Below are 25,434 nucleotides of genomic sequence, written 5' to 3'. Positions count from 1 at the left end.
CCTAACTTAGAAACCAAATTGATTCTGAGCAAAGTGAAATACTTGTTTCATCGTTATGCTCAACCACAATTCCCATAAATACAAAATTTCCCATACCTGATGTATGAAAATATTAATTCAACACCGTCATTACGACAATGAAATTAGTGGAGTTTTAACTTATATTTATTCTATTATTCCAGAGTTGGAAGCTAGATTAATTGAAGTTAAAACTATTTCTACCAGACAAGATAATATTGCCAAATGGTTTAGTTATATTGTTTGGGCAGATATAGTACACATGAATTCAAATGACTTATTTTTTACTTTGTTATGTAAAGCCTTGCGAAAAAAGATAATTATTAAATACCATTATTCCCTTTATCAATCTACTCATACTAGTTATGAGCAGATGAAGTTGACGCAACGTTTAAAAGCTGAATTTAAACACACATTGCCGAAAGCTAATTATCCATTAAAGTGGAAATTACACACTCTTATCAAATGGGCACGCCTAACCACCCGGCTTTCTACTGCCTTCTTAGCCGATTATCATACAGCTTGTAGTAACTTTTTAGGAGAATCTTCTGCTTTTCCTTGGCCAGTTGATACTTTATATAATCCGATTGAAATCAAGTCGGAAAACCAGCTTAAAACTTTAGAAAATTTATCTCAGCCATATAATTTTATTTTTGTCGGTAGATTAGCTACAGACAAAGGCGTAGATATTTTATTAAAAGCAGCGCAGATTTTACAAGATGAAAATAAAGAATTTAAAATTACTATTATTGGCGATGGCGAACAATTTCAGCAATTAAAACAGCTAACGTCTGATTTAGGAATTGCCAACAAAGTTAATTTTTTAGGTAAAGTTTCTCAAAAAGAAGTACTTCTAAAAGTTCAAGATGCTTTGGCTTTAATTGCTCCGTCTCGTTGGCAAGAACCGGCAGGTTACGTAGTGTTAGAAGCCTCTAGCGTTCAAACCTGCTCAATTGTCTCAAAAATGGGAGGATTGTCAGAAGTGGCAGGACCACACAGCCTATTTTTTGAAAATGAAGATGCAGAAGAATTAGCCAAATGTATGCGATACTGCTTAGATAATCCAGATGAAGCAATTAACCGGGGTTTTCAGTCCAGCCAATACGTTGCAAAAAAGTTTTCAGCTGCGCGTGCTGTTGCTCGACTGCTGGAAATTTGTAGTGAACTTACTCCTAAAGCATTGGTAACAAAATCTGATACATAATTCTTGTTATAGGGCAGCAACCCTGTAACGGAGTTATTAGAAGCTCTACCAGCTAGAACCCCTACTTTTTGGTTTAATCTAATATAGGACTTACGCACACTCTACGATTCTTCTCTCAAAGACGCTACGCATTGGTGGAAGCATATTGCAGATCGGGCGATTCGATAAATTAAGCTTTTTGGGGATTTTTGCGTAAGTCCCATAATACATTAGCAGTTCCTTATGGCCCAGAAAACACAGCTTGTTCTACATCATTTCGACTAAGAGAATACTTGAATGAGCGTTGGATATCTTGTCCATTTTCCCCAGATTGAACATATCGCACTATAATTTGCTCAACATCGAGCCATAATTCAGCTTGCCAACTAGGTCGCTGTACGCGCCAGCAATGCCTTTGTGTTTCGTCTTGTTGACAGCCTTGATCTTTTAGCCACTGCTCAATTTGTGGCAGGGGATGATTATATAGCGGAGTATCAGAAGGAAGAAGAGCCATAGGAATTTTAGATTTTGGATTTTGGACTTCGTTGTGAGTGCGGTTCAACTGAGCGCTCGCCGAACGTCTCAGTCGAATGATTTTGGATCGGGGAATTGTTTAATTTTTAATTCTCAGATAGGTAATTAGTTGCGACATATAGGTAATCTGCTGTTGTACAAATGCAGCTGATTGCAGCTTATGGGAATGGATCGCAGCCTCACCACGAGTTAAGCCAATGGCAACTGCTAATAACAGACAACCTACAAATGTTAACACCAGCATAAATAAAGCAAATATTTCGCCAGATGATAAGGGGCGATCGCTCGCATCGAGGTAAGCTGATTTTGACCAGTTATACGAACGCGAGACGGGATGATTCAAATCAGGGGGTGGTTGAATTACTCCAAAGCGGGAATAGCCAATTTTTAAATCGTAGTGGAAGCGCCGTTCTGGATGGCTAAGGGTGGCGTAGGCTTCGTTGATTTGCTGAAATTTCAGAGTGGCGATCGCAGTCGGCAAGTCTGTAGTATCAGGATGATAGCGTTTGCTCAGTTGCCGATAAGCGCGACGAATGTCAATTACCGATGCCCAAGGATGCAGTCCTAGCAGGGAGTAATAAGTTGGTTCGCTGCTTTGTGGCATTGCCCCGTTTTGATTCACATCTGTTTGAGTCACTTTGCTCAAAGATATTTTTTCTATTTTAAATCCTTTGTGAATTGGAGAAGACATAGCAGGTCTAGCATCTGATAAGATATCTTAATAAAGCATTTAATTAGATGCGATGCAGATCAAAATTAATCTTGAAAATATTCAAACTCTTACCGACTTCAAGCGCAATGCCAAAGATTATGTAGAGCGGATCAAGGCAACAAAGTCCCCGCTTGTACTAACTGTGAATGGGAAAGCTGAGGTTGTGGTGCATGAGGCACAGGCATTTCAGCAGATGATAGATGAACTCCAGCGCCTTGAGGAAGAACTGCAAAAACTCAAGTTAGAAGCGTTACACAGTCAGATTGACATTGGTATTAAGCAACTTGATAGCGGACAGTATAGTGAATATAACAACGAGTCACTTCCAGCTTTTTTTGCAAATATTAAAGCACGAGGACAGCAAAATTTGGCTAACAGCGATTCTCTATGAGTCGATTTCGGATTTCTACTCAAGCAGCGCGAGATATTGAGGATATATGGAAATATCTTGCCCCAAATAACTTAAAAGCTGCTGACACACTTTTTGATACTCTGCGAGAAAGCTTTCCAAAACTGGCCAAATTCCCTAAAATGGGCAGACTACGAGATGAATTGGCTCATTTGTTGCGGAGTTTCCCGGTGAAAAATTATTTAATTTTTTATCGTCCAATAGACGAAGGCATAGAAATTGTACGTATCTTGCACAGATCACAAGATATAGAAACTATTTTTTAAGATGACGAAGACTAATTAGAAATTAGTCATTGTTCTGGTCAATAGCTTCATTAAAATTGATATTTTATCCCTAACGTATTAAATCAGCACGGGGTTTAAAGGTTTCAATTTGCCGTAACTTTTCGTAAAGCTCCCGTTCTTCTTGACTAATATTTTTCGGTGTAACTATTTGAATTTCTACTAGTTGATCGCCACGTTTCCCGGCATCGTTAGGATAACCTTTATTGCCTAGTCGAAATTTTTGACCAGACCTAACTCCGGGAGGGGTGGTCATTTTCACAGGCCCGTCAAGAGTAGGTGCTTCTACCTGTCCTCCTAAAACTGCTTCGCTAGGAGTAACAGGTACTTGGCAGACGATATTTAAACCTTCTAGCTTAAATAATCGATGAGGTTCAACAGTAATTTTTAAGTATAGATCGCCACCACCAACGCCTTGGTTCCGCAAACGGATGGTTTGACCTGTTACCATCCCTGGAGGCATATTAACTTCTAGCGATCGCCCATCTTCCAAACGAATGCGTTCATTACCACCTTGATAAGCTTTTTCTAGTGGAAGCGTTAATCTGGCTTCTATATCTCGACGGGTTGTGCGAGGTGGAGTGTTAACTGTGTAGGCAACTTTTGTTCTGGGGGTACGAAACGGATCGCTAGTATTGCCATTACTAGAATTACTTGCTGCACTCTTATTTTTGACACCGATAACTTGATTAATAAAGCTTTCAAAATCGGAGAATTGGCTGGGATCTACGTCTTGATTGCCATTGCGATCGCTAGCACTACTCTGCCAAGTTTTAGCCTTTGGCGTTTGTTTGTTGCCTGCAAAGCCTTTTTGCTTCCAGTAGCGGCTAAACTGGTCGTACTGCGATCGCTTGGCTGGATCGGAAAGAACTTCATAAGCTTCGCCAATATCCTTAAATTTTTCCTCAGATTCTTTGTTACCCGGATTCAGATCGGGGTGATATTGCCTTGCTAACCGCCGATAAACCTTTTTAATTTCCTCACCAGAGGCATCTTTAGATATTCCTAAAATCTCGTAGTAATCGCGAAAGTTCGGCAAATTTTGCATAGTTCAGTTATTTAAATTTTCGATTTTCGATTTTGGATTAATTAGGAGTTAGGAGTTATGAGTTGAAAGATTTAATTTTTAACTCCTCACTTCTCACTCCTAACTTTTAATAAAAGTACTACAACCAATCATTGTCTTCTTCATCATCCCAGTTATCTTGGTAGCTGGGGCGGGATTTACGTGGAGGACGGCTTTCATAAGAGGAAGAACGATTATCGCGGCTATAATCTCTGCCATAGTCTCTGCCGTAATCTTTGCCATAGTCTTTACTGTATGAGTCGCGTTCTCGATATGTATCTCTGGGAGATTCGCGTTCTCGTTCTTTATCACCGCCAGTAAAGATGTCGCGGATAGTACCAAACAAGTCATCGTCTTCATCTTCAGCATAAGTCTGGCGAACTTCCCGATTTAGCTCATAGAGAGCATCTTGCAAGTCGGCGTAGGCTTGATCGATACCGCGATCGCTATTTTCCTGAAGACTTTCTCGTAGTTGTCGGCAAATATTATCAATTCTTTGGCGACGGCTGCGGGCAAACTGCATACCAAATTCCAGCGCGACTTCTCTAAGCTGTCGTTCTGCTTGGAAAATCAACGCCTCAGAACGAGTCCGCTTTTCTATTCTCTCTTTACGTTCGCGATCGACATCAGCATATTTTTGAGCATCTTGAATCATCCGATTCACTTCCGACTCGTTCAAGGTGGAAGCGCCTTGAATGGTGATACTCTGCTCTCGCCCAGTGGTTCTATCTAAGGCTGTTACCTGTAAAATACCATTAGCATCAATATCAAATGATACCTGAACTTGAGGAATTCCTCGTGGCGCTGGTGGAATACCATACAGCTTGAACCGTCCTAAAGACTTGTTGCTTGCTGCCATTTCCCGTTCGCCCTGAACTACGTGAATTTCCACAGTATTTTGGTTATTTTCAGACGTAGAAAAAATGTCAGAACGACGTACGGGGATGGTGGTATTGCGGGGAATAAGTTTTTTCATCACACCGCCGATGGTTTCCAATCCCAAAGAAAGGGGTGTGACATCTAAAAGCAGCACATCTTTGAGTTCGCCTGCGAGAATGCCTGCTTGAATTGCTGCACCCACTCCTACCACTTCATCGGGATTGACGTTTTCATTGGGTTCCATACCAATCAAGTCCCGCACTAGCTGCTTCACCATTGGCATCCGTGTAGAACCGCCAACTAACACAACTTCTTCAATGTCTCTAGGTGAAAGTCCGGCATCTTTGAGCGCTCGTTTCACTGGTGTCCGCAAGCGCCCCACCAAATCACCACACAAACCTTCAAACTGGGAACGAGTTAAACGAGTTTCGAGATGTTTGGGGCCATCTTCTGTGGCAGTGATGAAGGGTAAATTAATGTCGGTGACACTGACAGCAGAAAGTTCTTTTTTGACTTTCTCTGCTGCTTCCATCAAACGTTGTAAGGCTTGGCGATCGCGTCTTAAGTCTACCTCTTCTGTTTCCAGAAATTGCTCTGCTAGCCAATCTACAATTTTTTTGTCAAAGTCGTTACCACCAAGTTGCGTATCTCCACTGGTAGCTTTGACTTCAAATATGCCATCGCCAACTTCCAGAATCGATACGTCAAAGGTACCGCCACCCAAGTCAAATACTAAGATAGTTTCCGTCTCACCTCGATCAAATCCATAAGCTAAAGATGCAGCAGTTGGTTCATTGAGAATCCGCAGCACCTCTAAACCGGCAATTCTGCCAGCATCACGGGTTGCCTGCCGCTGAGAATCGTTAAAATAAGCGGGTACTGTAATCACTGCCCCTGTGACTTGTTCACCCAAATAGCGACTAGCATCGTCTGCCAATTTCTTCAGCACCATTGCCGAAATTTCTTCTGAGGCGAAATCCTTATTGAGACGGGGACAGGCAACTTTAATATTACCTACTTCATCTTTGCGGATGGTGTAGGGTACACGCTTGGAATCTGGACTAAGTTCGCCATATTTGCGCCCAATGAAGCGTTTAACTGCAAAAAAAGTATTTTGGGGATTGAGGACAGTTTGTCGCCGTGCCATTTCCCCAACCACCCTTTCACCTTCTTTGCTGAAGCCAACTACGGAGGGGGTTGTTCGCTCTCCTTCTGCATTGGCAATCACCACCGGCTTGCCACCCTCCATAACGGCGACTACTGAGTTGGTTGTACCCAAGTCGATGCCGACTACCTTGCCCATGCGTTACTCTTCTCCTAAAGTGTCTTATATATTTATTATGATTGGGCGGAACTACCTCTAGCTTTGTGCTACAAGATAAAAACACCTCAATGTATAATACTCATCATTAAAGCAGTAAGCTAAGAAGTGCAGCTAGAGGAGATAGTTGCAAGACTAGGATAGCATTGAGATGGTTGGTGTGCCCAAGCAGCCTCAATTCTTGTTATCCGCCTACTTCTGTTTACGGTATCTGCAAATTGCTAAATTCACTTTAATGATGCTTGCTCTGCTTTTTTGAGTACCTGAAAATTCTAATATTATTGCTACTACTTTAAAGATTTGAATTTAACAGAGCGATTACAAACTTCCCTGAATGAGATAGCGCGAGAACGCGATCCTTACATGGCAACGGCTGGACATTTTTTTGTCCAAGAATACATCCGGCAGCAATTTTCCCAATGGGGGAGTGTGGAAATCCACACCTTTAAAGTCAGAAGTAAAGCTTGTAATAACTTGATATTAAATTTACCCTCCCAAGCGAGAGGGCAAAAAAAGGATTTACTACCAATTTTAATTGGTGCTCATTATGATGGCGTTCCGGGAACACCAGCGGCTGATGATAATGCTACAGGTGTGGCGGTGTTGCTGGAATTGGCAAGAAAGTTTGCTGCCGAACCTGTCAGATATCCCTTAAGGCTGGTTGCTTTCGATATGGAAGAATACGGCTTATTGGGTAGTGCTGATTATGCAGCCCTGTTGCATCAACAAAAGCAACAGCTACGCTTAATGATCTCCTTAGAAATGCTGGGCTATAAAAATTCTACACCTGGTTCCCAAAGTTACCCCGCTCCTCTAGAACGCTTCTACCCAGATACAGGTGATTTTATTGCTTTAATTGGCAACTTGCGGACATTGCCTGACTTAATTGGGATGAGCCGTAATATTCGTAAAGCTGGCGTATCTAGTCAATGGCTACCCGTGCCAAATCGAGGTTTAATAGTTCCCCAAACCAGACTTAGCGATCATGCACCTTTTTGGGATTTGGGTTATCCAGCAATGATGGTGACAGATACGGCATTCTTGCGAAATCCACATTATCACAAAGCTAGTGATGCGATCGCTACTTTGGATTTAGATTTTCTTACTCGTGTATGTGAAGGTTTAGAGATGGCGATTCGGCGGTTGTGAAAAGATATTTTATATTATATCTGATGCGTAAGTCTTGCATTTTTCACCTCACTTACTTGTTGCAAACTGCTGTATATTATTTTTTATTAATCAATCTCCTCAACTTTTTTCAATTGGTTATACTATCTTGCTGATGCGATCGCGTATTGGGAGTCAAAGTAATTAAATCGTCAATATTGCGCTTCATTGTCTCGCAAATTGCATCTAATGGTAAATCATTAGCGTCATAACCAAAAGGGTTTTCTATCTCTAAGCCAATGGCTTCAATCCCAAACACAGTGAACCCAACCAAAGCAGAAATTAAACCTGTCCACCAACCGAGTTCTTTTACTATTTGAAATGGTAGCAGAAAGCAATATAGTATTAGCAACTGCTTCAAATGAATAGCATAAGCAAGCGGCATAGGCGTTTTTAAAATACGTTCGCAAGCACCTAAATTATCCACAAGATTATTCAATAATTCTTGCATAGATGTTAGTTGGTAGCTATTAAGGCAATTACGATTATACTGCTCCTGTAAATAATCTCCTATCCAAAAGGCAACCTCTATGGGAGGATTATTCATAATCTTCAGTTTTATATACTTAGTAGATGGCATTAAATTTTCTAACTCGCTATTGACAGCTTCTCCTCGCAAATGTAATTTAGTTGTTATAGCAAAAGCTGCTAATAAGTTTAATGCTGTAATTTTCTTGTCTTTATCTTCTGGTGAAATTTCATCAACTGATACCCAAATTTGCCGCGCTAGATTTCGGACGTTATTTACTATAGATCCCCAGCATTTTCTCCCTTCCCAAAATCGCTCATAAGCAGTATTTGTACGAAAGACAAGTAATAAACCTAAAACAATGCTAGGAATAACACTTCCTAGACTAGGATGGGATACAGGTTTGTCAAAATGGTAAAGCAAAGAAATTAAAAATCCGAAAGCTCCACACCATAAAATATGTTTGAAAATTGCTTTCATTACTGAACCTTTAAATTGTAGTGCTGTGCGTAACAATTTGATTTTTTCGATTATCATATATTCACCCTAATAAATATGATTTATTGAATCGATACATTTAGCGTTTGTTACGCTTAAAAATAATCATTATAAAAGTAGCACAATTAGCAAAAAGATACTTGAAAAACTATTCTTGCTAAGAACATGATATCCTGACGGTTATGTATTGTATTCTAGTTTCTGTTATACAATTTCAAGCCTGGTTAAATACTTATTATTAGTACTGACACAAAGAGCTTTTTGATCGTCAATTAGGTAAATTTTATATAAAAGTCAAAAGCGATGCCTACATGGCAATTGTAAATAAATGTAAAAAAATTTACGTGGCTGCATAAACTCCACATTTCATTCCGATAAATCTATGGAAGAAAAGGTATATTCCTATCGATAATGTTCATACAGCATTAGTCGGTATCATGTACCCCAGTAAATCAAAAAGTTCTAGCCTGTAAAAATCCTGCCCTGTAAATTAAACGTCTAGACATAACTTATTAGGTTATGTCTTTTTTGTTGTCGTTAATCTCGAAACGTTGAATTTCAATCAAATAACCATCAGGATCGCGGAAAAAACAATGATAAATGTTGTACTTTTGATTTAATGTAGGAGGCTTTTCAAATTCGACGCCACGTTTTTTGAGATATTCAAACCATTCATCCACCTGCTGTGTTACTAGGGTAAAAATAACACTTGATTGCTTATCGGTTGGAGGAGCCGATGTTTCGCTTGCTTGACAAAATCCTAAGTATCCAGAACCACTAACAGTATAAATTCGGCAGGTTCCTTGGTCAAGCCATAACTCCAAGCCTAGCTTTTGTTCGTAGAATTCTGTAGATACATTGAGGTTATGGGTAGAAAAGAAGGTAACTTGTTGGTCGATTTGCGGATGAGTAGACATAAAACACATTTGAGTATATACCCTAACGACATTGGGCGATCGCATAGGTAAAAATTAATTGATGTTAGAAACCTGTTACTGCTCCAGAATGCCTTAAGTGCATCTGGAGTTTCTTTTTGGAATAAAGCCATAAAAATTTTCCCAATCATCCTGATATGGCAAAACATGGTTGAATAAGGATGCATACTGAATTATCTATATTTAACACGGGCATCACTTATTGATGTACCCTGCCTGCCAAACAACTCTCGCAAAACAGCCTCAGCTTATCTGGGGCTGTTTTGCGTTACTTGTAACAGAGAAGGAGTTTAAACGAGAATCCTCAAATACTTTTATCTACATTTGAGTGTATACCCTGATGACGTAGGATTTTCTCAGGGTGAAAATTTGGTATAGGTAAATGCGTATCTTTCCTGACTCCAGATTTGTCACAAACATTTCTGGAGTTTTTTCATTACTGAAGTTTGAAATCAGTAATCTAGTCTAGACTCAAGTAAATATTTTATTTTGATTATAAACACGCATATTATAGCTGTGCAGTAAGATAAATATAAATTAGGAATTGTTATAAAAATTACTGAGAAAGTATGGAAATCTCCAATTCTACTCCTCAGAGAGATATGCCACAGCTACAAGCTTCGGAAACACTTGTACAAACGAAGAGTATCAGCCGTCGGGAGTTTATGAAATTGTCATTAGAAGAACGGCGATGCATATTGGCAGCACAAGCTGAGTTAATGTTATTACATTACGAGCAAGATAGAGAATGGCAGGAGTTGCAGACAGGAGACTTGATTGATTATTAAATATCCATCTCCTAAACGGGGTAATATTCGGCTTGCTATTTCCGATCCTACAGTGAGAGCAGAAATTAAAAAAAGTTTGCCCTATTTTTAAAGTAATGTAAAAAAATTATTATCACTGTCATCGTCATCTTTATTTTTCCAAAAATTTAATGTATTCTCGATACTTTTATGTATATTATGTATAGATTTTTTACTTGTATCGGTTGCTGATTGGAAGAACTTGAAAACATTATCAGCGACAGCAATACCATTATATCCTATGAATTCCTTAGCCTTTTCTACTTGCAGACTACTTGGTTCGCCTATTTTACAATAACGTGCAAAATGTTCACAGTTATTAAAACAAAGATTGTAGCTTTTCTCTCCTAACTTTCGTTTTGCTCTCATGAAAACAACTATCGGAGGGTCGCATTTATCATATTTCTCAATATAAACTTTCCTATTTTTAGCAAACTCAGTCATGGAAACCCAGAGGATTATTGCATCCTTCTCCTGTTTATAATTCTTTTGGTAATGAATAACAGTGTCGTTACCACAATCGATTCCATGATGATAGGGAAAATTATCATTATGATAAACACTACAGTATATATGATCTCCTTGTGCCATTATTTATCTCCAGATAGAACTATATCTTTTGTAATCTGTTAGGCTCATTTTATTAAAAGCATTATTTATTTGTCAGTAGTAAAAGCCGTAAAAATTTACTATATAGTTAGAGCAAACTATTCAAGTATACAGTTGTAAATACTAGAATTTTACCTAAGTAAATTTTGGTTTATATCAAGAAAAAAATATGAAACCTTATAAAAAAATTGCAAAATATGAAGTCAATAAGAAGTGCGGTCGCACCTATCTTTATTTATTCGACTCAGAAGAAAAATAGTTAAGCGATCGCATTTCTAATTTTGACTAAATCAAAGTGCGATCGCACTAAATATAAATGTTTATTTCGTTGTGTATGTCACAAAAATATCCTTTTTCATTTCAACTTCTGCTGGAGCATCTGGATTATAAACTGGTGATAATAAAAAACTAGCAAATGATGGTAAAGCAACTCCAGTTTTAGAACTACATGAGGGATAAAATAATGTGTAAAATGGCTCGGCTACAGAAGGAGTACTAAGTTTAACTTCCATCGCAGTTGCTAAAGCCTGAGCGCGGCTTTGAGCATCTTTCATCGCTGATTGATAAACTGAACTCTGCAAAGCCTGACAGTCATTTACTGCATATTCAACACCCACACTCTTGACAGAAAGGTTTTCAATTTGGCTTGTGGACTTGTTCGCTGTACCAACAATTTCCTGGACGCGATCGCGCGTTGGTTTTTCTAGTCTCACCAATATCTTGGCGTTATTTTCACTGGAATTAGGGTTAATTTGCACTTGAATTTTATCAGCACTAATGCCTTTAGCAACGAGGCTATTAACTATAGGCTGAAGAGTTGCTTTAGTTAGGGATTTTTTACTTGGTAAAGATTCTGCTGCTGTTTTGTAATTTAAAAGTAGAGTTTGTGAGGATATGCGGCGGGTTTGGGGGAGAGATGATGGTTGCGTTTGTAACTCATCATTGCTACCTCCGCTACTGAATACCAATTCAATATCCGCTGTATCTGCTGGCACTCTTACTACCCCTTGACCGATTACCATTAATGAATGGCGATCGCTTGCTGGTGGGTAAAATAATTGGGCGTTAGTGACTTTGGGTGTTAATGTCCCTATCCCAACAGTCACACTAATATTTACCAGTATTAAAGCAGTTATTTTTTTCATATCCTGGGAATGTCCTTTGAACTTAGTAATTGTCAAAGTTTACACCTCAAGAGGAATACACTGAATCCTTTATCCAAATAATTGACTAAAAAAGGTACTGGTGATTGGGAATTGGGGATTAGGGGCTGGGGAAGAATTATTCTAATCCTCATCCCTAATTCTACGTATAGTGCCAACCATCAAAGAAGGGTTGCGCTTTGACAAAAAATATTGAACCAATCCCACGTTTTTTACACTGACTTTAGTCGTGAGATTAGCTCAATATTCAAAAATTAACTGCGGACATGATTATATCTCAGCAGAGAGCCAAATTTTATTAGAGATATTAACCAAACCAGTGGGAAGGTTCACAAGCTGGTTCAACTGTTTCACAAACATGATGGTTAATCCAATCTGACTTTTCTTGAACGATTAGACAAATGCCTTGGTGAATCAAATTCTGTAAGTGTAGCTGTTGCTCTAAGGGTTTACGAGACAATTTGTAATAAGCCAAGCTTCTTTGTTCAGCCTCCGTTAGCGGAATCTGTTCGTCAGACATGACGCTGTAAAAGGAGGGAATGCGGTTGAGGACAAAAGTAATTAGCTCTTGGCGTAAATTAGGAATTGCAAAGGCTTGTTGATATGGATGGGATGGATATGTATTCAAAACACTTTCAATTTCTTCCACTATTGATTGTTGTGTTAAATTGACTACCGTTTTCATGATTTTTAAACTCCTTTTTTAATCAAGTCAATGCTTAGTTGAGAAAATAACTTTTTTAGATGGCCATGTCCTGATGACAACCAGTCAAATTACTTTTAGCTGATAGATGCAATCAACTCTGAAACTAGCCTCTTATCTTGGTACAATATCAGACATTTGGCTTTGCTTATTTTAGTTAAATTTTATACTGTTTCACAGTATCAATTATTAAAATAGCATCCAACAATCTGGTAAGTTTCCGACATTTTATATTTATAATCTTAATTATTTCAAATTTCTGCCTTTTTGGCAGAAATCTACATAAAACGCAGCATAAAAGCTAAGGGATCAAGGTTAACAGCAATAAAATAACTTGAATTAGGAAGAAGCTTTGAATGAAGTTAAGCTTTTTGAGTAATTGACATCACTTTTTAGGCTTGGGGCAAAATTTGCTATTTCATCTAAAAAACTTATTTGTTGCACTTTGATTTAGTCAGTCAGAAAAGTGACGACTCACTATAGTGCAGAATCAGTCTAGCGACAGATGAAATGAACAAGCAAAAACGTTTAAAAAGTTCACATTCTCGAAAGGGAGATGACGCAACTGATTGTTAATTTCATCAGCCGCAGCTAATCCAGAAAGCATCGCACTCATTCCCCCAGGTGCAACATAATGCGGACTGCGGTTATTGGGTTCAGAGAAAGGAACACCTGTTGTGAGTTCGTAAACCTCATCTGTCCAAATTTCGAGGATATTGCGCGATCGCAATATCTCCACAAAACGTTTCAATAATTCACTCTTTGGCTTCAGGTAACAAGCCCCACGATCTGCCAAAGTTCCATGCAAGCGGCGTGTAGCTAGTCTCCCTCCCAAACCACGCGACTTTTCCACCACTACCACCGAATATCCAGCTTGACTTAACTGCTGGGCGCAGACTAAACCGGCAATTCCGGCACCAATCACTGCAATATCAGTCATGAGTCAATAGTCCCTAGTTAATTATTGGTCATTAGTTATTGGTTATTATCAAAGGACAAAATTACTACTAATGACTGCTGAAAGCTAATAGTAGAATAAGGTACAGAAAGCTGCACGGAAGGGAGGAAGGGAAATTGGATGAAATGAGGGCGGCGCTAGAGTTAGCGACCGAAGAAGAATTGCAAGACTTAACGGCAATTCTATTTAGTCGTAAGTTCAATCCCTTAGACTATGTACACACACCCGAACCCATCGAAGTACAAAGCCAAGACCGCAAAGCTTGGTTAGATGCACTAGAGGGCCGCTTTCGTTTTTTGGCGGCAGATGGGATGACAGTATTACGGGGACGCACAGGGCAGGTAACTTACCGACAAGCGTTAGTTCAAGTATGTAAGTATCTAAAAATTCCCTATTCTCATCAGCTGGCAACTATTGATTTAGAAGCAGAAGTATTTTTGCATTTGTTAGGACAGGTGTGGAAAAAATTGCCGGAACAGGAAAAGCAAAAATTGACTATACAGGTGCAGCGTCAGCTGCTGAAATCAGAACTAAAACAACCCCTACCACTTTTATTACAACGCGATCCCTTGGGATTGCTTTTCAAAGGCGGTAGTGCGATCGCGGTTACTTCTCTTCTCCAGCCACTTGTACTTAAGCAAATTGCCCGTCAATTTGCCATCCACTTTGCTACTTATGAAGTAGCCAAACAAGCGGCAATTACAGGCTCAGAAGCAGCTGCAACCCAATTTCAAAGTTATGTAACGATGCAAATGGCGCAACGGGGTATGACAGTAAGTGCAGCTCGTTATGGGGCAGCCCGCACGATGTTTGCCGTGATTGGGCCGATGATGTGGACTTGGTTTATTGCGGATTTAGGCTGGAGAGCGATCGCTACTAACTATGGTCGAATCATCCCCACTATCTTCGCCTTAGCTCAAATTCGCCTCACTCGTGAGGAATGTTGGGAGCCAGCTTGAACAAGGTTTTTGACTATTTCAAATCTCGTTGGCAATCTTCTTGGAACTACTCTCTATGGGCACTGTTAATCTTCCCATTGAGTCCTTTGGTGGGGGCTGTGACTGTAGGTTTTGTCTCATTAATAACTTGGCTGAAACAATCCCGCAAAATTAATCGCCGCCCCCTCAACTGGGGATTTGCCCTATTGAGTGTATTACTGATCGTGAGTGCTGGGTTTGCCCAAGACAAAACAGCAGCTTTCCTCGGCTTATTTAATTTATTACCATTCTTTTTACTTTTCGCTGCCCATAGCGCTCTGATTCAAACATTTACCCAATTGCGGCAAATGGCTTGGGTTTTGGTGATTGGTTCCATGCCAGTAGCAATTATGGGTTTGGGACAGTTATTTTTAGGCTGGAGTTTCAAGTTCCAGTTTGTGTGGGTTGTGTTTAGTTGGACAATCAGATCAGGCGGAAACCCGCCAGGTCGTATCGCTTCACTTTTCTTGCACGCTAACACCTTCGCAGCTTATCTAGTAATAGTTTTCATCCTTGGTCTAGGGTTGTGGATCGAACAATGGCGATTGAATATAAAAGGCAGAGGGGCAGAGGGGCAGAGGGGCAGAGGGGAAAGACTTACTGCGCCCCAGTCCCCAGTTCCCTTTATCTTCCTAACCCTGGCGGTGATTACGAATTTTATTACCTTGATTTTCACCAACTCACGCAATGGGTGGGCGATCGCTATTTTTGCCTGTTTAGCTTATGCACTCTACCAAGGTTGGCGCATTCTTGTAGGTAGCGTTGCTGCGATCGTCTCTAGTGTGTTTTTGGCAGCTTTTGCTCCCTCATCAGTCGCTCAAATTTTTCGCTTGGTAGTTCCTGCATTCTTTTGGGCAAGGTTAAATGACGATATGTATCCAGATAGACCAATCGCTTTAATGCGAACAACTCAATGGGAGTTTGCCTGGTCTTTAGCTCAACAACATCCTTGGACTGGCTGGGGGTTACGCAGTTTTAGTGAACTTTACAAAGCAAAGATGCAGATTCCCTTGGGTCATCCCCATAACTTGTTTTTGATGTTATCTGCTGAAACTGGTTTTCCCAGTACTTTTTTATTTTGTGGCTTACTAGCTTGGATTTTGATTACAAGTGTCCAATTACTGCAAAAGTCAAAATATATAAATACAGGAGACAAATTGATATTTTTCAGTTATCTTCTGTCCTTTATTGGGTGGATTTTATTGAATACAGTAGATGTAACCCTCTTCGATTTTCGTTTGAATGCGCTTTCATGGCTAATTTTGGCTGCGATTTCTGGAATAGTACATCGTTATCACGAAAAAGACAGGCTTGCATCTCATCAAAATTAGCTATTAATTTTTTCAGTGTATGCACTGGGGACATTGAGAGTTTTAAGTTAATAAGATTGTTACATTCACGTCTGTGAGTGTGACTAATACCTAATTAGTCACTGTTGCTGATTGTTGGGAAGGTGTAGGAACAACCCTTTGGGGTTTTCCTGCATGACGGGCATCTCTTGTAGATGCCCTTTTGTATGTTTATTATTTCTCTTTAGTTAAACACTATCTTAAAAATATTGAATTTGACCAATATCTGAAAAATTTTATCTTTGATAAAGGAACATAAAACATGATTGCCGAAATTAAACTAGGTCTTTGTAACCCACCAGAACCTATTTATTTATATGTGAAAAAAGGAGAATTAAGTGGGGAATCATACTTGTGGTATAACTACAATAATGATAAAACTATTCCTGTACAACAAACAGGGTTGACTGGGTATATATCTGAACTTAAATTAACGACGAAAGAATTTAAAGAAAAAGACAACAATAAGTTAGATATCGTTGTTAGAGCGGATGAAGTTTATATTGTTAGGACTGGGAGAGAAACGAACTTTGCCAAAAGTTTTCTTTTAGCTGCATCACTAATCCAGGACTTTTCCAAGCCCTTGATTATCGCTGCAACTGCTGGAGAAGAGAATGTGGTTTTTTGTAACCTCTATGACGCAGCAACTAAAACCAGGATTCACTCTGAATGGAACAGAGATGCTGATTGGCTAGCAATAATTGATAGTATTCAAACTAGATTGCAGACATCAAAAAATTCCCATATCGTCTCTGGTGAACCAATACTGTTCTAGGAAAACTAGGGAGACGGGGAAGTTAGTTAAGGAATTTATTTTCCAGATTTATTAGCTACAACTGTTCTGAGGTTGGCTCCATTCACCGCTAAACTTAGGCTAAACACAAGTTGAAACTTTATTATGACCGATAACCTTTATGGTGTAGTACCAATTCTTTGTGAAACTGCACAAAATTAGGCTTAGTGATACCAGAGGCTTGAGCAAGTTGTTCTATCTATGCAACCTCACAGATAATCGATGTAAGCTCTCGGTAAAATGGGTGTGTCGGTAACGAAAAAAAGACACTTCCATAACCAACTTTATGCTCACAACAGCTAACTTTCTTCAGTACACCCAATGGTCAGGCATCGCTACCTTGGTATTTGCTGCCTTAACATTTTTGGCTTTTATTCTCAAATGGGGCATCCGCTTTCGTCTGGTGGGTACGACTGGCTTTATGCTGGTGCTGACTGCTGGTTTATTTGGACTCTCAATAGTCCCCTTGAGCCGGACTGTGATTCCAGGAGCAACCAAGTACACTTTAGTTTATGACAATGGCTCAACACAAGCGGTGATTTCTACATCACCCCAAATTACACCCACACAATTAGAAGCAACTTTACGTCAAGCAGCTAGTAATCTGTTTTCTTATGGTCGCTCAGGTACACGGGAAGACGACAAGTTGACAGTTCGCGCCCGTACCATTCTCCACCCAGAACCAGGGGTTTCTGTACCAGTTTACTTAGGTGAGGCCAAGCGATCGCTCATTTCTCATCAAAATTCCCCAGTAACAGTCAAAATTTACACAGACAATTTTACCAAATTGCCAAAACCCAACGCTTAAGAAGCAGGGAGCAGGGGGAGCAAAAGAGAAGAGAGCAGGGGAGCAGGGGAGCAGGGGGAGCAGAGGAGAGAAAGAACCAATGCCCCATGCCCTATGCCCCATGCTCAGAGAAAAAAAGTAATTTACCTGTTATCAGGATGACAAAAATTATTTTGTATTTACTGATACATTATTGGTTATTTTTAGATTAAGATATTCACACTTTAGTGGTTATACTGTGGGAAAAAGTTAATCAGCGTGGGGTAATGGGTACTAATAGTTGTAATTTGTCATGTTGTTATCCTAATTGCCCCTGTTGCCATTTTCAAAATTCTTTGCAGCAAATCAAGGGGTTGCAGGGGCATATATTTGCATACTTTACATATATATCTGTAGCTAAAAATTGCATGAAATAGCACGATCGCCTACACATTATCAATTCTCGATTGCTTTTCTTGAGAATCTGACGATGGTAATGTTAATTAATTATACGGTTATTCAAAACTTTGATAGTTCGGAATTTCAGGTCAATGGGTATTTATAGATTCAAGCAATGTCGTCAAACTACCCAATCAGTCGGCAACAGGACTTGTCTATTTAATTGCTTGGCTAAAATCTAGATAAGGCGGGCGGAAGATTGGAGCCATCCAAAAACCAGCTTGGCAACAAGTATCCTCGATCGCTAGTCTATTTGATTAAGAAATATCAAGGTTTTGGTAAACGAGATTATATGCCCAATAATTTTTCTACTCAACCTTCTTTGTCTACTCAAACCTCTAGTTCATTATTTACGCTCACAGTTTCCCCTGCAAAAGTAATCCGTGGTTCTGGGGTGTTGCAAACAGCGGCAGCAGAAATCGCCTGTTTGGGAAGTCGTCCTTTAATTGTGGCAGGTAAGTCTACTCTCGGCATCAGCCAACAAAATTTACAACCAATTTTAGAAGCGCAGCAGTTAGATACTGTCCAAGCTTCTTATGGTGCAGATTGCTGCGAAGCTAGTCTGAAATCTTTACAGAAGAAGGCAAAAGAACATAAAGCTGATGTAATTATCGGTGTTGGTGGCGGCAAAGCCTTAGATACAGCGAAATTAGTCGCACAGCAGTTACAGCTGCCAGTGGTGACAATTCCCACTTCCGGGGCTACTTGTGCAGCTTGGAGTGCCTTATCGAATGTTTATTCGGAAGATGGGGCTTTTCTCTACGATGTGGGGCTATCTCGTTGTCCCGATTTATTGATACTCGATTATGACTTGATTAAAACTGCACCACAACGTACCTTAGTAGCTGGAATTGGTGATGCGATCGCTAAGTGGTACGAAGCCTCAGTTAGCAGTGGACATTTGCAAGACACTTTAATTATTGCTGCGGTGCAACAAGCACGAGTTTTGCGAGATATCCTCTTGCAAAAGTCAGCCGCCGCCCTCGAAGAACCAGATTGTGAGGTTTGGCGAGAAGTGGTAGATGCCACTGTTTTACTCGCTGGGGTAGTTGGGGGACTTGGGGGGGCACAATGTCGCACAGTTGCCGCCCATGCCGTGCATAACGGTTTAACTCATATTTCAGGACATGGCAGTATTCATGGCGAAAAAGTTGCTTTTGGGATTTTGGTGCAACTGCGTTTAGAAGAAATGCTACAAGGCAATCAACTTGCTGCATCGGCACGGCAACAGTTGTTAAAGTTCTACACAGAAATTGGACTACCACAAAAATTAAGCGATTTGGGATTGGGCAATATTACATTAGGCGAATTGCAAACAGCCGCCGAAATGGCTCTAGTTCCTAATTCTGACATCCATCGACTACCGTTTAAAGTCGCGCCAGAACAGCTGATGGCGGCAATGGTTTCTACCACTGCACCTATAGATAGTAGAGATACTACAAATCGAGTTTCGCCCAAGGGAATGAGTGACGAGGTTTTATGAGTTTAAATTGGATTGTCCCAGCAGAACGCATACAAAAACTACCACCTTATGTATTTGCCCGTTTAGATGAACTGAAAGCTAAAGCACGGGAACAAGGGTTAGATTTGATTGATTTGGGTATGGGAAACCCCGATGGTGCAACGCCAGCACCAGTAGTAGAAGCGGCGATCGCAGCTTTAAAAGATCCCGCTAATCACGGTTATCCACCCTTTGAGGGCACAGCTAGTTTCCGCCGTGCCATCACTAACTGGTATCGTCGCCGTTATGATGTGGTTCTCGATCCTGATAGCGAAGCCTTGCCACTTCTCGGTTCTAAAGAAGGATTAACCCATTTAGCACTCGCCTACGTTAACCCTGGTGATTTAGTTCTGGTTCCTTCCCCAGCTTATCCAGCACATTTTCGCGGTCCGGCGATCGCTGGTGGGAAAATCCACAGCTTGATTCTTAAACCCGAAAATGACTGGTTAATTGATTTAGCTGCCATTCCTGACGAGGTTGCTAGACTTGCCAAAATACTCTATTTCAACTATCCTAGCAATCCCACCGCCGCCACCGCCCCGCGCGAATTTTTTGAAGAAATCGTCGCCTTCGCCCGCAAATATGAAATTTTGCTGGTGCATGATTTGTGTTACGCCGAGTTAGCTTTTGATGGTTATCAACCCACTAGCTTGCTAGAAATTCCCGGTGCGAAAGATATTGGTGTGGAATTTCACACCTTATCTAAAACCTACAATATGGCTGGTTGGCGCGTCGGGTTTGTCGTGGGTAATCGCCATGTAATTCAAGGTTTACGGACACTGAAAACTAACTTGGATTATGGCATTTTTGCCGCATTACAAACAGCAGCCGAAACAGCTTTGCAACTGCCAGATGTGTATTTGCACGAGGTACAACAACGTTACCGTACCCGCCGCGATTTCCTCATTCACGGGTTAGGAGAGTTGGGTTGGGATATCCCCAAAACCAAAGCGACGATGTATCTTTGGGTGAAGTGTCCCGTTGGCGTTGGTTCTACAGATTTTGCCCTGAACGTGTTGCAACAAACAGGTGTTGTGGTTACTCCAGGTAATGCCTTTGGGGTTGCAGGTGAGGGTTATGTCAGGATCAGTTTGATTGCAGAGTGCGATCGCTTGGGTGAAGTTTTACATCGCTTCAAGCAAGCTGGCATCCGCTATCAGCCTGAAGCTGTAGTCCCTGCTTCAGAGGCGATCGCCGATCTCGTTAGTTGATTATAGAAAGGAAAACCAATATTACATGACTAAAATTTTTGCTGACGATCTTTGAGATCGTGTAAAAAAGTAGAAAAAGTTAACAATGATTGGTACTAATATTTACATCAGTTAAGAAACTCAAGAATCTTGAGTTAAAGCGGCTGCTTTAAAAAAAGTATCTGTTAAAAAACTAGTTTTTTCTCTTTTGAGAGAAAGTATTCAAAAAAGTTTTGGGCAAATTCGCTATTAGACCTCTTGCAAAAATCCTTGAATCACCCCTCCCCAACCCTCCCCAACACAAGGGGAGGGGGCAAGATTTTAAGTTTCCCCCCTTTATAAGGGCAGGGCTGTTTCATTCCATTTCAAACAGGATTTGTCAAGATGGTTAGCGAGAAAATTGTAAGTAAGGGTGGCGATGAAATGAACATTTAATCACTGAGATATCAGTAAAATAGTTTATTTTTTCGGCACGCTGGTAACAAAATAACCAATTTTTAATTGCTATAACCCTTGATTTTTAAAGCTCTTTGGGGAATGAAACAGCCCTGCTTTATAAGGGGGGTCTATTCGACTTATGCAAGAGGTCTAATATCTAATTTTTTTGCTATGGTAATCCCAAAGGAATTATTAAGTGCTTACGAGATGTAAATTAAGTAATTAACTACTTAGTAAGTACATTAAAATACAAGTCAACGTAAGTAAATTATAGATAAAATACATCTTTATTATTACTTAGTGGGTTGAGTAATACGCATTTCAATATCTTCCAATGTTTGTAACAATAAACGATTTGCCTGCAATTTCCAACCCCATTTCTGAATTCTGTAAGCTAATACAGTTCCAACTACAGACGCTAACAAGCCTATGGGTTGATTTAAAGAAATTCCGAGTAACAAACCTAATCCAGCAATTCCCCAAAATGGTAAGGCTACTGCTTGTCTTTGTTCTTCCACAACTTGGGTAATTATATTAGATTTCATCGTAGCCAGTAATGCCTCTTTGACCTGCTGCTGTTCTGTTAGCGACACTGTTAAACTTATTTTACGGCGTAGTTTTTCTATTTTGCGGGCATCAGTGCTGTATTCAGTTAGTTCATCTTCTGCCATTTTTAGGAGTCGTTCTAGCTGCGCCATCATGTATTACATCCGGTATTTTGATCGAGTTATTAAACTGAATAATGGTTAATTTTTATTGCTTATAGTTTTGTATTTCATCGCCAAATATCAAACTACGCGACAGAACCAAAAATCTCAAGTTGAATATGGCAAAAATAAATATAGTAGGAGTTATGCACTTACAAGTTGAGTATAAACTTAAAAGGTAATATTTATGACTATAGTATCTAAAAGCACTTTGTCTCTATTTGCCCAAGAACGATCGCTCATTCTCTGGTTTGATGAAATTGGTATTGCTGATATACCAGTAGTTGGTGGTAAAAATGCCTCACTAGGGGAAATGATTCAACAGTTAACACCTAAAGGCATTAACGTTCCCACAGGATTTGCTACTACTGCTTACGCTTATCGTCATTTCATTCAATCAGCGGGGTTAGAAGCAAAACTACGTAAACTCTTTGCTGACTTGGATGTTGAAGATGTCAAAAATTTACGAGAACGCGGAAAAAAAGCGCGATCGCTATTAATCCACACACCATTTCCTGTAGAATTGCGCGAGGCGATCGCCACAGCATACCATAGTCTCTGCGAACGATACCATGCAGACACAGATGTGGCAGTCCGTTCCAGCGCCACTGCTGAAGACCTTCCTGATGCTAGTTTTGCTGGACAGCAGGAAACTTACCTCAATGTTGTCGGTGTCGAAGGAGTTTTAGCAGCTTGTCATAAATGCTTTGCTTCTCTATTTACCGATCGCGCTATTTCTTATCGCCACGTCAAGGGATTTGACCACTTTAGCATTGCTCTGGCTGTGGGTGTGCAAAAAATGGTGCGCTCTGACTTAGCAACCTCTGGGGTGATGTTCTCCATTGATACAGAAACAGGTTTTAAGGATGCAGCACTAATTACAGCCGCCTACGGTTTAGGTGAAAACGTTGTCCAGGGGTCTGTCAATCCCGATGAATATTATGTTTTTAAACCAACTTTAAAAGCTGGTTTCCGCCCAATTATCGATAAAAAATTGGGCAGTAAAGAACTGAAAATGATTTATGATGACGGCTCAAAATTTACGAAAAACGTTTCGGTTTCGCCCAGCGAAAGAGGTAAATTCGCTCTGAGTGATGAAGAGATTTTACAACTAGGAAGTTGGGCATGTTTAATTGAAGACCATTATTCTCAAGTCCACGGCATTTTCACTCCAATGGATATCGAGTGGGCAAAAGATGGGATTACTAACCAACTTTTTATTGTGCAAGCGCGTCCCGAAACCGTCCAATCGCAGAAGACGGGAAATGTGTTGCGGAGTTATCGGTTGGTATTGGGGAATAGAGAATGGGGAATAGGGAATGGGGAAAATTCCCACTCCTCACTTCCTGATTCCCAATCCCCAACCCCTCTGGTTACGGGACGTGCGATTGGGGAAGCAATTAGTCAGGGAAAAGTACGCCTAATTTTAGATGTTCAGAAACTAGAACAGTTCCAAGTTGGGGAAGTTTTGGTGACAGAGAGAACCGATCCCGATTGGGAACCAATTATGAAACGCGCCAGTGCAATTGTCACCAATTCTGGAGGCCGCACGTGCCATGCAGCAATTATTGCGCGAGAATTGGGTGTACCTGCGATCGTCGGATGCGGCAATGCTACGGAAATCTTGAAACCTGGTCAGGAGGTAACAATTTCTTGCGCTGAAGGGGAAGAAGGAAAAGTTTATGCAGGCTTATTACCTTTTGAAGTGGAAGAAGTTCCTTTAGAAAATTTGCCCCGCACCCGCACTCAAATTTTAATGAATGTGGGTAATCCTCAAGAAGCATTAAGTTTATCGGCAATTCCCAACGATGGCGTAGGTTTAGCGCGGACAGAATTTATCATCGCTAACCAAATTCAAATTCATCCAATGGCGTTGATTCACTATGACTTGTTAAAAGATGAATTTGTCAAAGCTAAAATTGCTGACATTACCGCACTTTACGAGGATAAACCCCAATATTTTGTAGATAAATTAGCCCAAGGTATAGGTAGAATTGCGGCAGCATTTTATCCCAAACCAGTAATTGTGCGAATGTCAGATTTCAAAAGTAATGAATATGCCAATTTGTTAGGTGGGCGACAGTTTGAACCCCATGAAGAAAACCCAATGCTGGGTTGGCGAGGGGCGGCACGTTACTATGATGAAGGCTACAGAGAAGCTTTTGCCTTAGAATGTCATGCCATCAAACGGGTACGGGAAGAAATGGGTTTAACGAATGTTATTCCGATGATTCCCTTTTGTCGCACTCCCGATGAAGGGCGTTTAGTTTTGGCAGAGATGGCAAAAAATGATTTAAAGCAAGGTGTTAACGACTTGCAGGTTTATGTAATGTGCGAGTTGCCGAATAATGTGATTATGGCTGAGGAGTTTGCTGATGTATTTGACGGCTTCTCCATTGGTTCCAACGACCTAACTCAGTTGACACTGGGGATAGACAGGGATTCGGCGTTAGTGGCACGCTTATTTGATGAGCGCAGTCAGGGTGTAAAGCGAATGGTGAAAATGGCCATAGAAGCGGCGAAAAAATGCGATTGCAAAATCGGCATTTGTGGGCAAGCTCCCAGCGACTATCCAGAATTTGCCCAGTTTTTGGTGGAACAAGGAATTGACTCGATTAGCCTGAATCCAGATTCAGTTTTAAAGACGATGCTGGAAGTGGCAAAAGTCGAGGGTACTAATTCGTAATTCGAGTAATTTATGCCAGTTAGAGACCGTTACCACGAAAACTTGAAGAATGCCCTAATTAAAGATGGCTGGAATGTTACCGACGATCCCTTTCATCTCAAGTGGGGAAAAAAGGATCTTTACGTGGATTTGGCAGCCGAAAAGTTGCTCATAGCAGAAAAAGGAACGCAGAAGATTGCTGTAGAAATCAAAACCTTTAGTGGCGACTCAGAAGTAGCAGACTTAGAACAGGCTATTGGTCAGTACTTTACCTACCTTGCTGTCATAAGCCGCAATTATCAAGATAGGGTTTTGTATATCGCAGTTCATGAGGATGTTTTTACTGATATTTTTGAGGAAGAGCCGCTTGGTAAACTTATATTGGAAGACTACAAAATTCCTCTAATTGTTTTTAATCCAAAGCGGGAGGTTATTGTCCGATGGCTAATCTGGAGCAATACAGGCAGCTAATTTGCAGCATTCTTACTGAACACACAAAGATTCCTTACTCTTACGGCAATATTCAGCATGAAACTATCTTTGATCGAGAACAGGATCGATATTTGGTAATGATTCTTGGTCGAGAGCCAGTGCCAGAACTTTCTCCAACTGCAACGCGCCGCGTTCACGGCTGTCTGATTCACATTGATATTATTGATGGCAAAATTTGGATTCAACGTGATGGCACTGAAGAGGGGGTAGCAACGGAATTGGTGAGGGCAGGTATACCAAAGGATCGGATTGTGTTAGGGTTCCGATCTGAAGAACTGCGGAAAGATTCAGAATTTGCGATCGCATAACCAACGGTAGTTGAACTTCTGGATAACTGCCGTTGGTTATGCGATCGCCATATTTTGTTTGTGTAATTGTCTATA

Annotated in this window: 24 protein-coding genes and 1 pseudogene; 14 read left to right on the top strand and 11 right to left on the bottom strand. The window is 40.4% G+C overall.

All coding sequences use genetic code 11. The features are described from left to right. The first annotated feature begins 103 nt into the window (after positions 1–103). The gene (locus V7K41_RS07890) at positions 104–1,222 is read left to right on the top strand and encodes a glycosyltransferase family 4 protein (protein WP_334847003.1); all 1,119 of its coding nucleotides are present in this window, start codon (positions 104–106) and stop codon (positions 1,220–1,222) included. Between the two features lie 220 nt (positions 1,223–1,442). Here the strand turns inward: V7K41_RS07890 and V7K41_RS07885 are convergent, their stop codons facing one another. Both V7K41_RS07885 and V7K41_RS07880 read right to left on the bottom strand, forming a co-directional pair. Continuing rightward, complete coding sequence (locus V7K41_RS07885) at positions 1,443–1,715, bottom strand: DUF3143 domain-containing protein (protein ID WP_334847001.1); 273 nt, start codon at positions 1,713–1,715, stop codon at positions 1,443–1,445. Between the two features lie 99 nt (positions 1,716–1,814). Then, positions 1,815–2,339, bottom strand: a complete 525-nt coding sequence (locus V7K41_RS07880; protein ID WP_334847106.1) for a J domain-containing protein — start codon at positions 2,337–2,339, stop codon at positions 1,815–1,817. Between the two features lie 139 nt (positions 2,340–2,478). Here V7K41_RS07880 and V7K41_RS07875 point away from each other — a divergent pair, with 139 nt between their 5' ends. Together V7K41_RS07875 and V7K41_RS07870 are read left to right on the top strand one after the other, a co-directional pair. Then, a complete protein-coding gene (locus V7K41_RS07875) occupies positions 2,479–2,838 on the top strand; it encodes a type II toxin-antitoxin system Phd/YefM family antitoxin (protein ID WP_334846999.1) in 360 nt (119 codons plus the stop codon). Then, complete coding sequence (locus tag V7K41_RS07870) at positions 2,835–3,122, top strand: type II toxin-antitoxin system RelE/ParE family toxin (protein ID WP_334846997.1); 288 nt, start codon at positions 2,835–2,837, stop codon at positions 3,120–3,122. The genes V7K41_RS07875 and V7K41_RS07870 overlap by 4 nt, the downstream gene beginning before the upstream one ends. A gap of 70 nt (positions 3,123–3,192) precedes the next feature. Here V7K41_RS07870 and V7K41_RS07865 read toward each other — a convergent pair whose 3' ends face one another. Next, entirely contained in the window at positions 3,193–4,188 is a 996-nt protein-coding gene (locus V7K41_RS07865) for a J domain-containing protein (RefSeq protein WP_334846995.1), read from the bottom strand. Positions 4,189–4,306: 118 nt separating this feature from the next. After that, complete coding sequence (gene dnaK / locus V7K41_RS07860) at positions 4,307–6,388, bottom strand: molecular chaperone DnaK (RefSeq protein WP_334846993.1); 2,082 nt, start codon at positions 6,386–6,388, stop codon at positions 4,307–4,309. Between the two features lie 318 nt (positions 6,389–6,706). Here dnaK and V7K41_RS07855 point away from each other — a divergent pair, with 318 nt between their 5' ends. Then, positions 6,707–7,555, top strand: a complete 849-nt coding sequence (locus V7K41_RS07855; protein WP_334846991.1) for a M28 family peptidase — start codon at positions 6,707–6,709, stop codon at positions 7,553–7,555. Between the two features lie 109 nt (positions 7,556–7,664). Here V7K41_RS07855 and V7K41_RS07850 read toward each other — a convergent pair whose 3' ends face one another. Both V7K41_RS07850 and V7K41_RS07845 read right to left on the bottom strand, forming a co-directional pair. Beyond that, on the bottom strand, positions 7,665–8,579 hold the full coding sequence (locus tag V7K41_RS07850; protein WP_334846989.1) for a bestrophin family protein: 915 nt from the start codon (positions 8,577–8,579) through the stop codon (positions 7,665–7,667). 473 nt (positions 8,580–9,052) lie between these two features. Further along, positions 9,053–9,457 carry a VOC family protein gene (locus V7K41_RS07845; protein WP_334846987.1) on the bottom strand — a complete coding sequence of 135 codons (405 nt, stop codon included), beginning with the start codon at positions 9,455–9,457 and terminating at the stop codon, positions 9,053–9,055. 587 nt (positions 9,458–10,044) lie between these two features. On the opposite strand from V7K41_RS07845, the gene V7K41_RS07840 reads away from it, so the two are divergent. Continuing rightward, positions 10,045–10,263, top strand: coding sequence for a hypothetical protein (locus V7K41_RS07840; RefSeq protein WP_334846986.1), 219 nt, complete (start codon positions 10,045–10,047; stop codon positions 10,261–10,263). 87 nt (positions 10,264–10,350) lie between these two features. Here V7K41_RS07840 and V7K41_RS07835 read toward each other — a convergent pair whose 3' ends face one another. The 4 genes and pseudogenes from V7K41_RS07835 to V7K41_RS07820 form a co-directional block, all read right to left on the bottom strand. Beyond that, the gene (locus V7K41_RS07835; RefSeq protein WP_334846984.1) at positions 10,351–10,872 is read right to left on the bottom strand and encodes a lecithin retinol acyltransferase family protein; all 522 of its coding nucleotides are present in this window, start codon (positions 10,870–10,872) and stop codon (positions 10,351–10,353) included. A 338-nt stretch (positions 10,873–11,210) separates the two neighbouring features. Further along, entirely contained in the window at positions 11,211–12,071 is an 861-nt protein-coding gene (locus V7K41_RS07830; RefSeq protein ID WP_334846982.1) for an SIMPL domain-containing protein, read from the bottom strand. A 289-nt stretch (positions 12,072–12,360) separates the two neighbouring features. Then, complete coding sequence (locus V7K41_RS07825) at positions 12,361–12,738, bottom strand: hypothetical protein (RefSeq protein WP_334846981.1); 378 nt, start codon at positions 12,736–12,738, stop codon at positions 12,361–12,363. Positions 12,739–13,345: 607 nt separating this feature from the next. Then, positions 13,346–13,696, bottom strand: a pseudogene (locus tag V7K41_RS07820) (FAD-dependent oxidoreductase); the annotation flags it as partial. A 134-nt stretch (positions 13,697–13,830) separates the two neighbouring features. Between V7K41_RS07820 and V7K41_RS07815 the strand changes: the two are divergent. The 6 genes from V7K41_RS07815 (at position 13,831) to V7K41_RS07790 (ending at position 20,770) form a co-directional block, all read left to right on the top strand. Continuing rightward, positions 13,831–14,673, top strand: a complete 843-nt coding sequence (locus V7K41_RS07815; protein WP_334846979.1) for a hypothetical protein — start codon at positions 13,831–13,833, stop codon at positions 14,671–14,673. Beyond that, positions 14,655–16,022: an O-antigen ligase family protein gene (locus tag V7K41_RS07810; RefSeq protein WP_334846977.1), complete on the top strand. Its 1,368-nt coding sequence runs from the start codon at positions 14,655–14,657 to the stop codon at positions 16,020–16,022. Before V7K41_RS07815 ends, V7K41_RS07810 begins: the two co-directional genes overlap by 19 nt. 280 nt (positions 16,023–16,302) lie before the next feature. Beyond that, on the top strand, positions 16,303–16,815 hold the full coding sequence (locus tag V7K41_RS07805) for a hypothetical protein (protein ID WP_334846976.1): 513 nt from the start codon (positions 16,303–16,305) through the stop codon (positions 16,813–16,815). A gap of 304 nt (positions 16,816–17,119) precedes the next feature. After that, entirely contained in the window at positions 17,120–17,641 is a 522-nt protein-coding gene (locus V7K41_RS07800) for a Ycf51 family protein (RefSeq protein WP_334846974.1), read from the top strand. 709 nt (positions 17,642–18,350) lie between these two features. Further along, a complete protein-coding gene (locus V7K41_RS07795) occupies positions 18,351–19,541 on the top strand; it encodes an iron-containing alcohol dehydrogenase family protein (protein ID WP_334847105.1) in 1,191 nt (396 codons plus the stop codon). After that, complete coding sequence (locus tag V7K41_RS07790; protein ID WP_334846972.1) at positions 19,538–20,770, top strand: aspartate aminotransferase; 1,233 nt, start codon at positions 19,538–19,540, stop codon at positions 20,768–20,770. Before V7K41_RS07795 ends, V7K41_RS07790 begins: the two co-directional genes overlap by 4 nt. Before the next feature lie 710 nt (positions 20,771–21,480). Here the strand turns inward: V7K41_RS07790 and V7K41_RS07785 are convergent. Beyond that, a complete protein-coding gene (locus V7K41_RS07785) occupies positions 21,481–21,885 on the bottom strand; it encodes a hypothetical protein (RefSeq protein ID WP_334847103.1) in 405 nt (134 codons plus the stop codon). 196 nt (positions 21,886–22,081) lie between these two features. On the opposite strand from V7K41_RS07785, the gene ppsA reads away from it, so the two are divergent. From ppsA to V7K41_RS07770, 3 genes are read left to right on the top strand one after another with little or no spacing between them, the layout of a single operon-like run. Beyond that, on the top strand, positions 22,082–24,580 hold the full coding sequence (ppsA, locus tag V7K41_RS07780) for a phosphoenolpyruvate synthase (protein ID WP_334846971.1): 2,499 nt from the start codon (positions 22,082–22,084) through the stop codon (positions 24,578–24,580). A gap of 12 nt (positions 24,581–24,592) precedes the next feature. Then, the gene (locus V7K41_RS07775; RefSeq protein WP_334846969.1) at positions 24,593–25,030 is read left to right on the top strand and encodes an element excision factor XisH family protein; all 438 of its coding nucleotides are present in this window, start codon (positions 24,593–24,595) and stop codon (positions 25,028–25,030) included. After that, positions 25,000–25,359, top strand: coding sequence for a XisI protein (locus V7K41_RS07770; RefSeq protein WP_334846967.1), 360 nt, complete (start codon positions 25,000–25,002; stop codon positions 25,357–25,359). Before V7K41_RS07775 ends, V7K41_RS07770 begins: the two co-directional genes overlap by 31 nt. Positions 25,360–25,434 lie beyond the last annotated feature (75 nt).

This window comes from Nostoc sp. (assembly GCF_036917415.1).
In the GTDB taxonomy this organism is placed as follows: domain Bacteria; phylum Cyanobacteriota; class Cyanobacteriia; order Cyanobacteriales; family Nostocaceae; genus Nostoc.
Note: the sequence above shows the minus strand (reverse complement) of the source record. Positions and strands in the feature narration are given on the sequence as shown.

Coding starts and splice junctions, on each gene's coding strand:
- V7K41_RS07810 (WP_334846977.1), top strand. CDS start 14,655: ATGTTGGGAGCCAGCTTGAACAAGGTTTTTGACTATTTCAAATCTCGT.
- V7K41_RS07835 (WP_334846984.1), bottom strand. CDS start 10,872: ATGGCACAAGGAGATCATATATACTGTAGTGTTTATCATAATGATAAT.
- V7K41_RS07840 (WP_334846986.1), top strand. CDS start 10,045: ATGGAAATCTCCAATTCTACTCCTCAGAGAGATATGCCACAGCTACAA.
- V7K41_RS07845 (WP_334846987.1), bottom strand. CDS start 9,457: ATGTCTACTCATCCGCAAATCGACCAACAAGTTACCTTCTTTTCTACC.
- V7K41_RS07875 (WP_334846999.1), top strand. CDS start 2,479: ATGCAGATCAAAATTAATCTTGAAAATATTCAAACTCTTACCGACTTC.
- V7K41_RS07880 (WP_334847106.1), bottom strand. CDS start 2,339: ATGCCACAAAGCAGCGAACCAACTTATTACTCCCTGCTAGGACTGCAT.
- V7K41_RS07775 (WP_334846969.1), top strand. CDS start 24,593: ATGCCAGTTAGAGACCGTTACCACGAAAACTTGAAGAATGCCCTAATT.
- V7K41_RS07795 (WP_334847105.1), top strand. CDS start 18,351: ATGCCCAATAATTTTTCTACTCAACCTTCTTTGTCTACTCAAACCTCT.
- V7K41_RS07865 (WP_334846995.1), bottom strand. CDS start 4,188: ATGCAAAATTTGCCGAACTTTCGCGATTACTACGAGATTTTAGGAATA.
- V7K41_RS07800 (WP_334846974.1), top strand. CDS start 17,120: ATGCTCACAACAGCTAACTTTCTTCAGTACACCCAATGGTCAGGCATC.
- V7K41_RS07790 (WP_334846972.1), top strand. CDS start 19,538: ATGAGTTTAAATTGGATTGTCCCAGCAGAACGCATACAAAAACTACCA.
- V7K41_RS07890 (WP_334847003.1), top strand. CDS start 104: ATGAAAATATTAATTCAACACCGTCATTACGACAATGAAATTAGTGGA.
- V7K41_RS07870 (WP_334846997.1), top strand. CDS start 2,835: ATGAGTCGATTTCGGATTTCTACTCAAGCAGCGCGAGATATTGAGGAT.
- V7K41_RS07885 (WP_334847001.1), bottom strand. CDS start 1,715: ATGGCTCTTCTTCCTTCTGATACTCCGCTATATAATCATCCCCTGCCA.
- V7K41_RS07805 (WP_334846976.1), top strand. CDS start 16,303: ATGATTGCCGAAATTAAACTAGGTCTTTGTAACCCACCAGAACCTATT.
- V7K41_RS07825 (WP_334846981.1), bottom strand. CDS start 12,738: ATGAAAACGGTAGTCAATTTAACACAACAATCAATAGTGGAAGAAATT.
- dnaK (WP_334846993.1), bottom strand. CDS start 6,388: ATGGGCAAGGTAGTCGGCATCGACTTGGGTACAACCAACTCAGTAGTC.
- ppsA (WP_334846971.1), top strand. CDS start 22,082: ATGACTATAGTATCTAAAAGCACTTTGTCTCTATTTGCCCAAGAACGA.
- V7K41_RS07785 (WP_334847103.1), bottom strand. CDS start 21,885: ATGGCGCAGCTAGAACGACTCCTAAAAATGGCAGAAGATGAACTAACT.
- V7K41_RS07770 (WP_334846967.1), top strand. CDS start 25,000: ATGGCTAATCTGGAGCAATACAGGCAGCTAATTTGCAGCATTCTTACT.
- V7K41_RS07850 (WP_334846989.1), bottom strand. CDS start 8,579: ATGATAATCGAAAAAATCAAATTGTTACGCACAGCACTACAATTTAAA.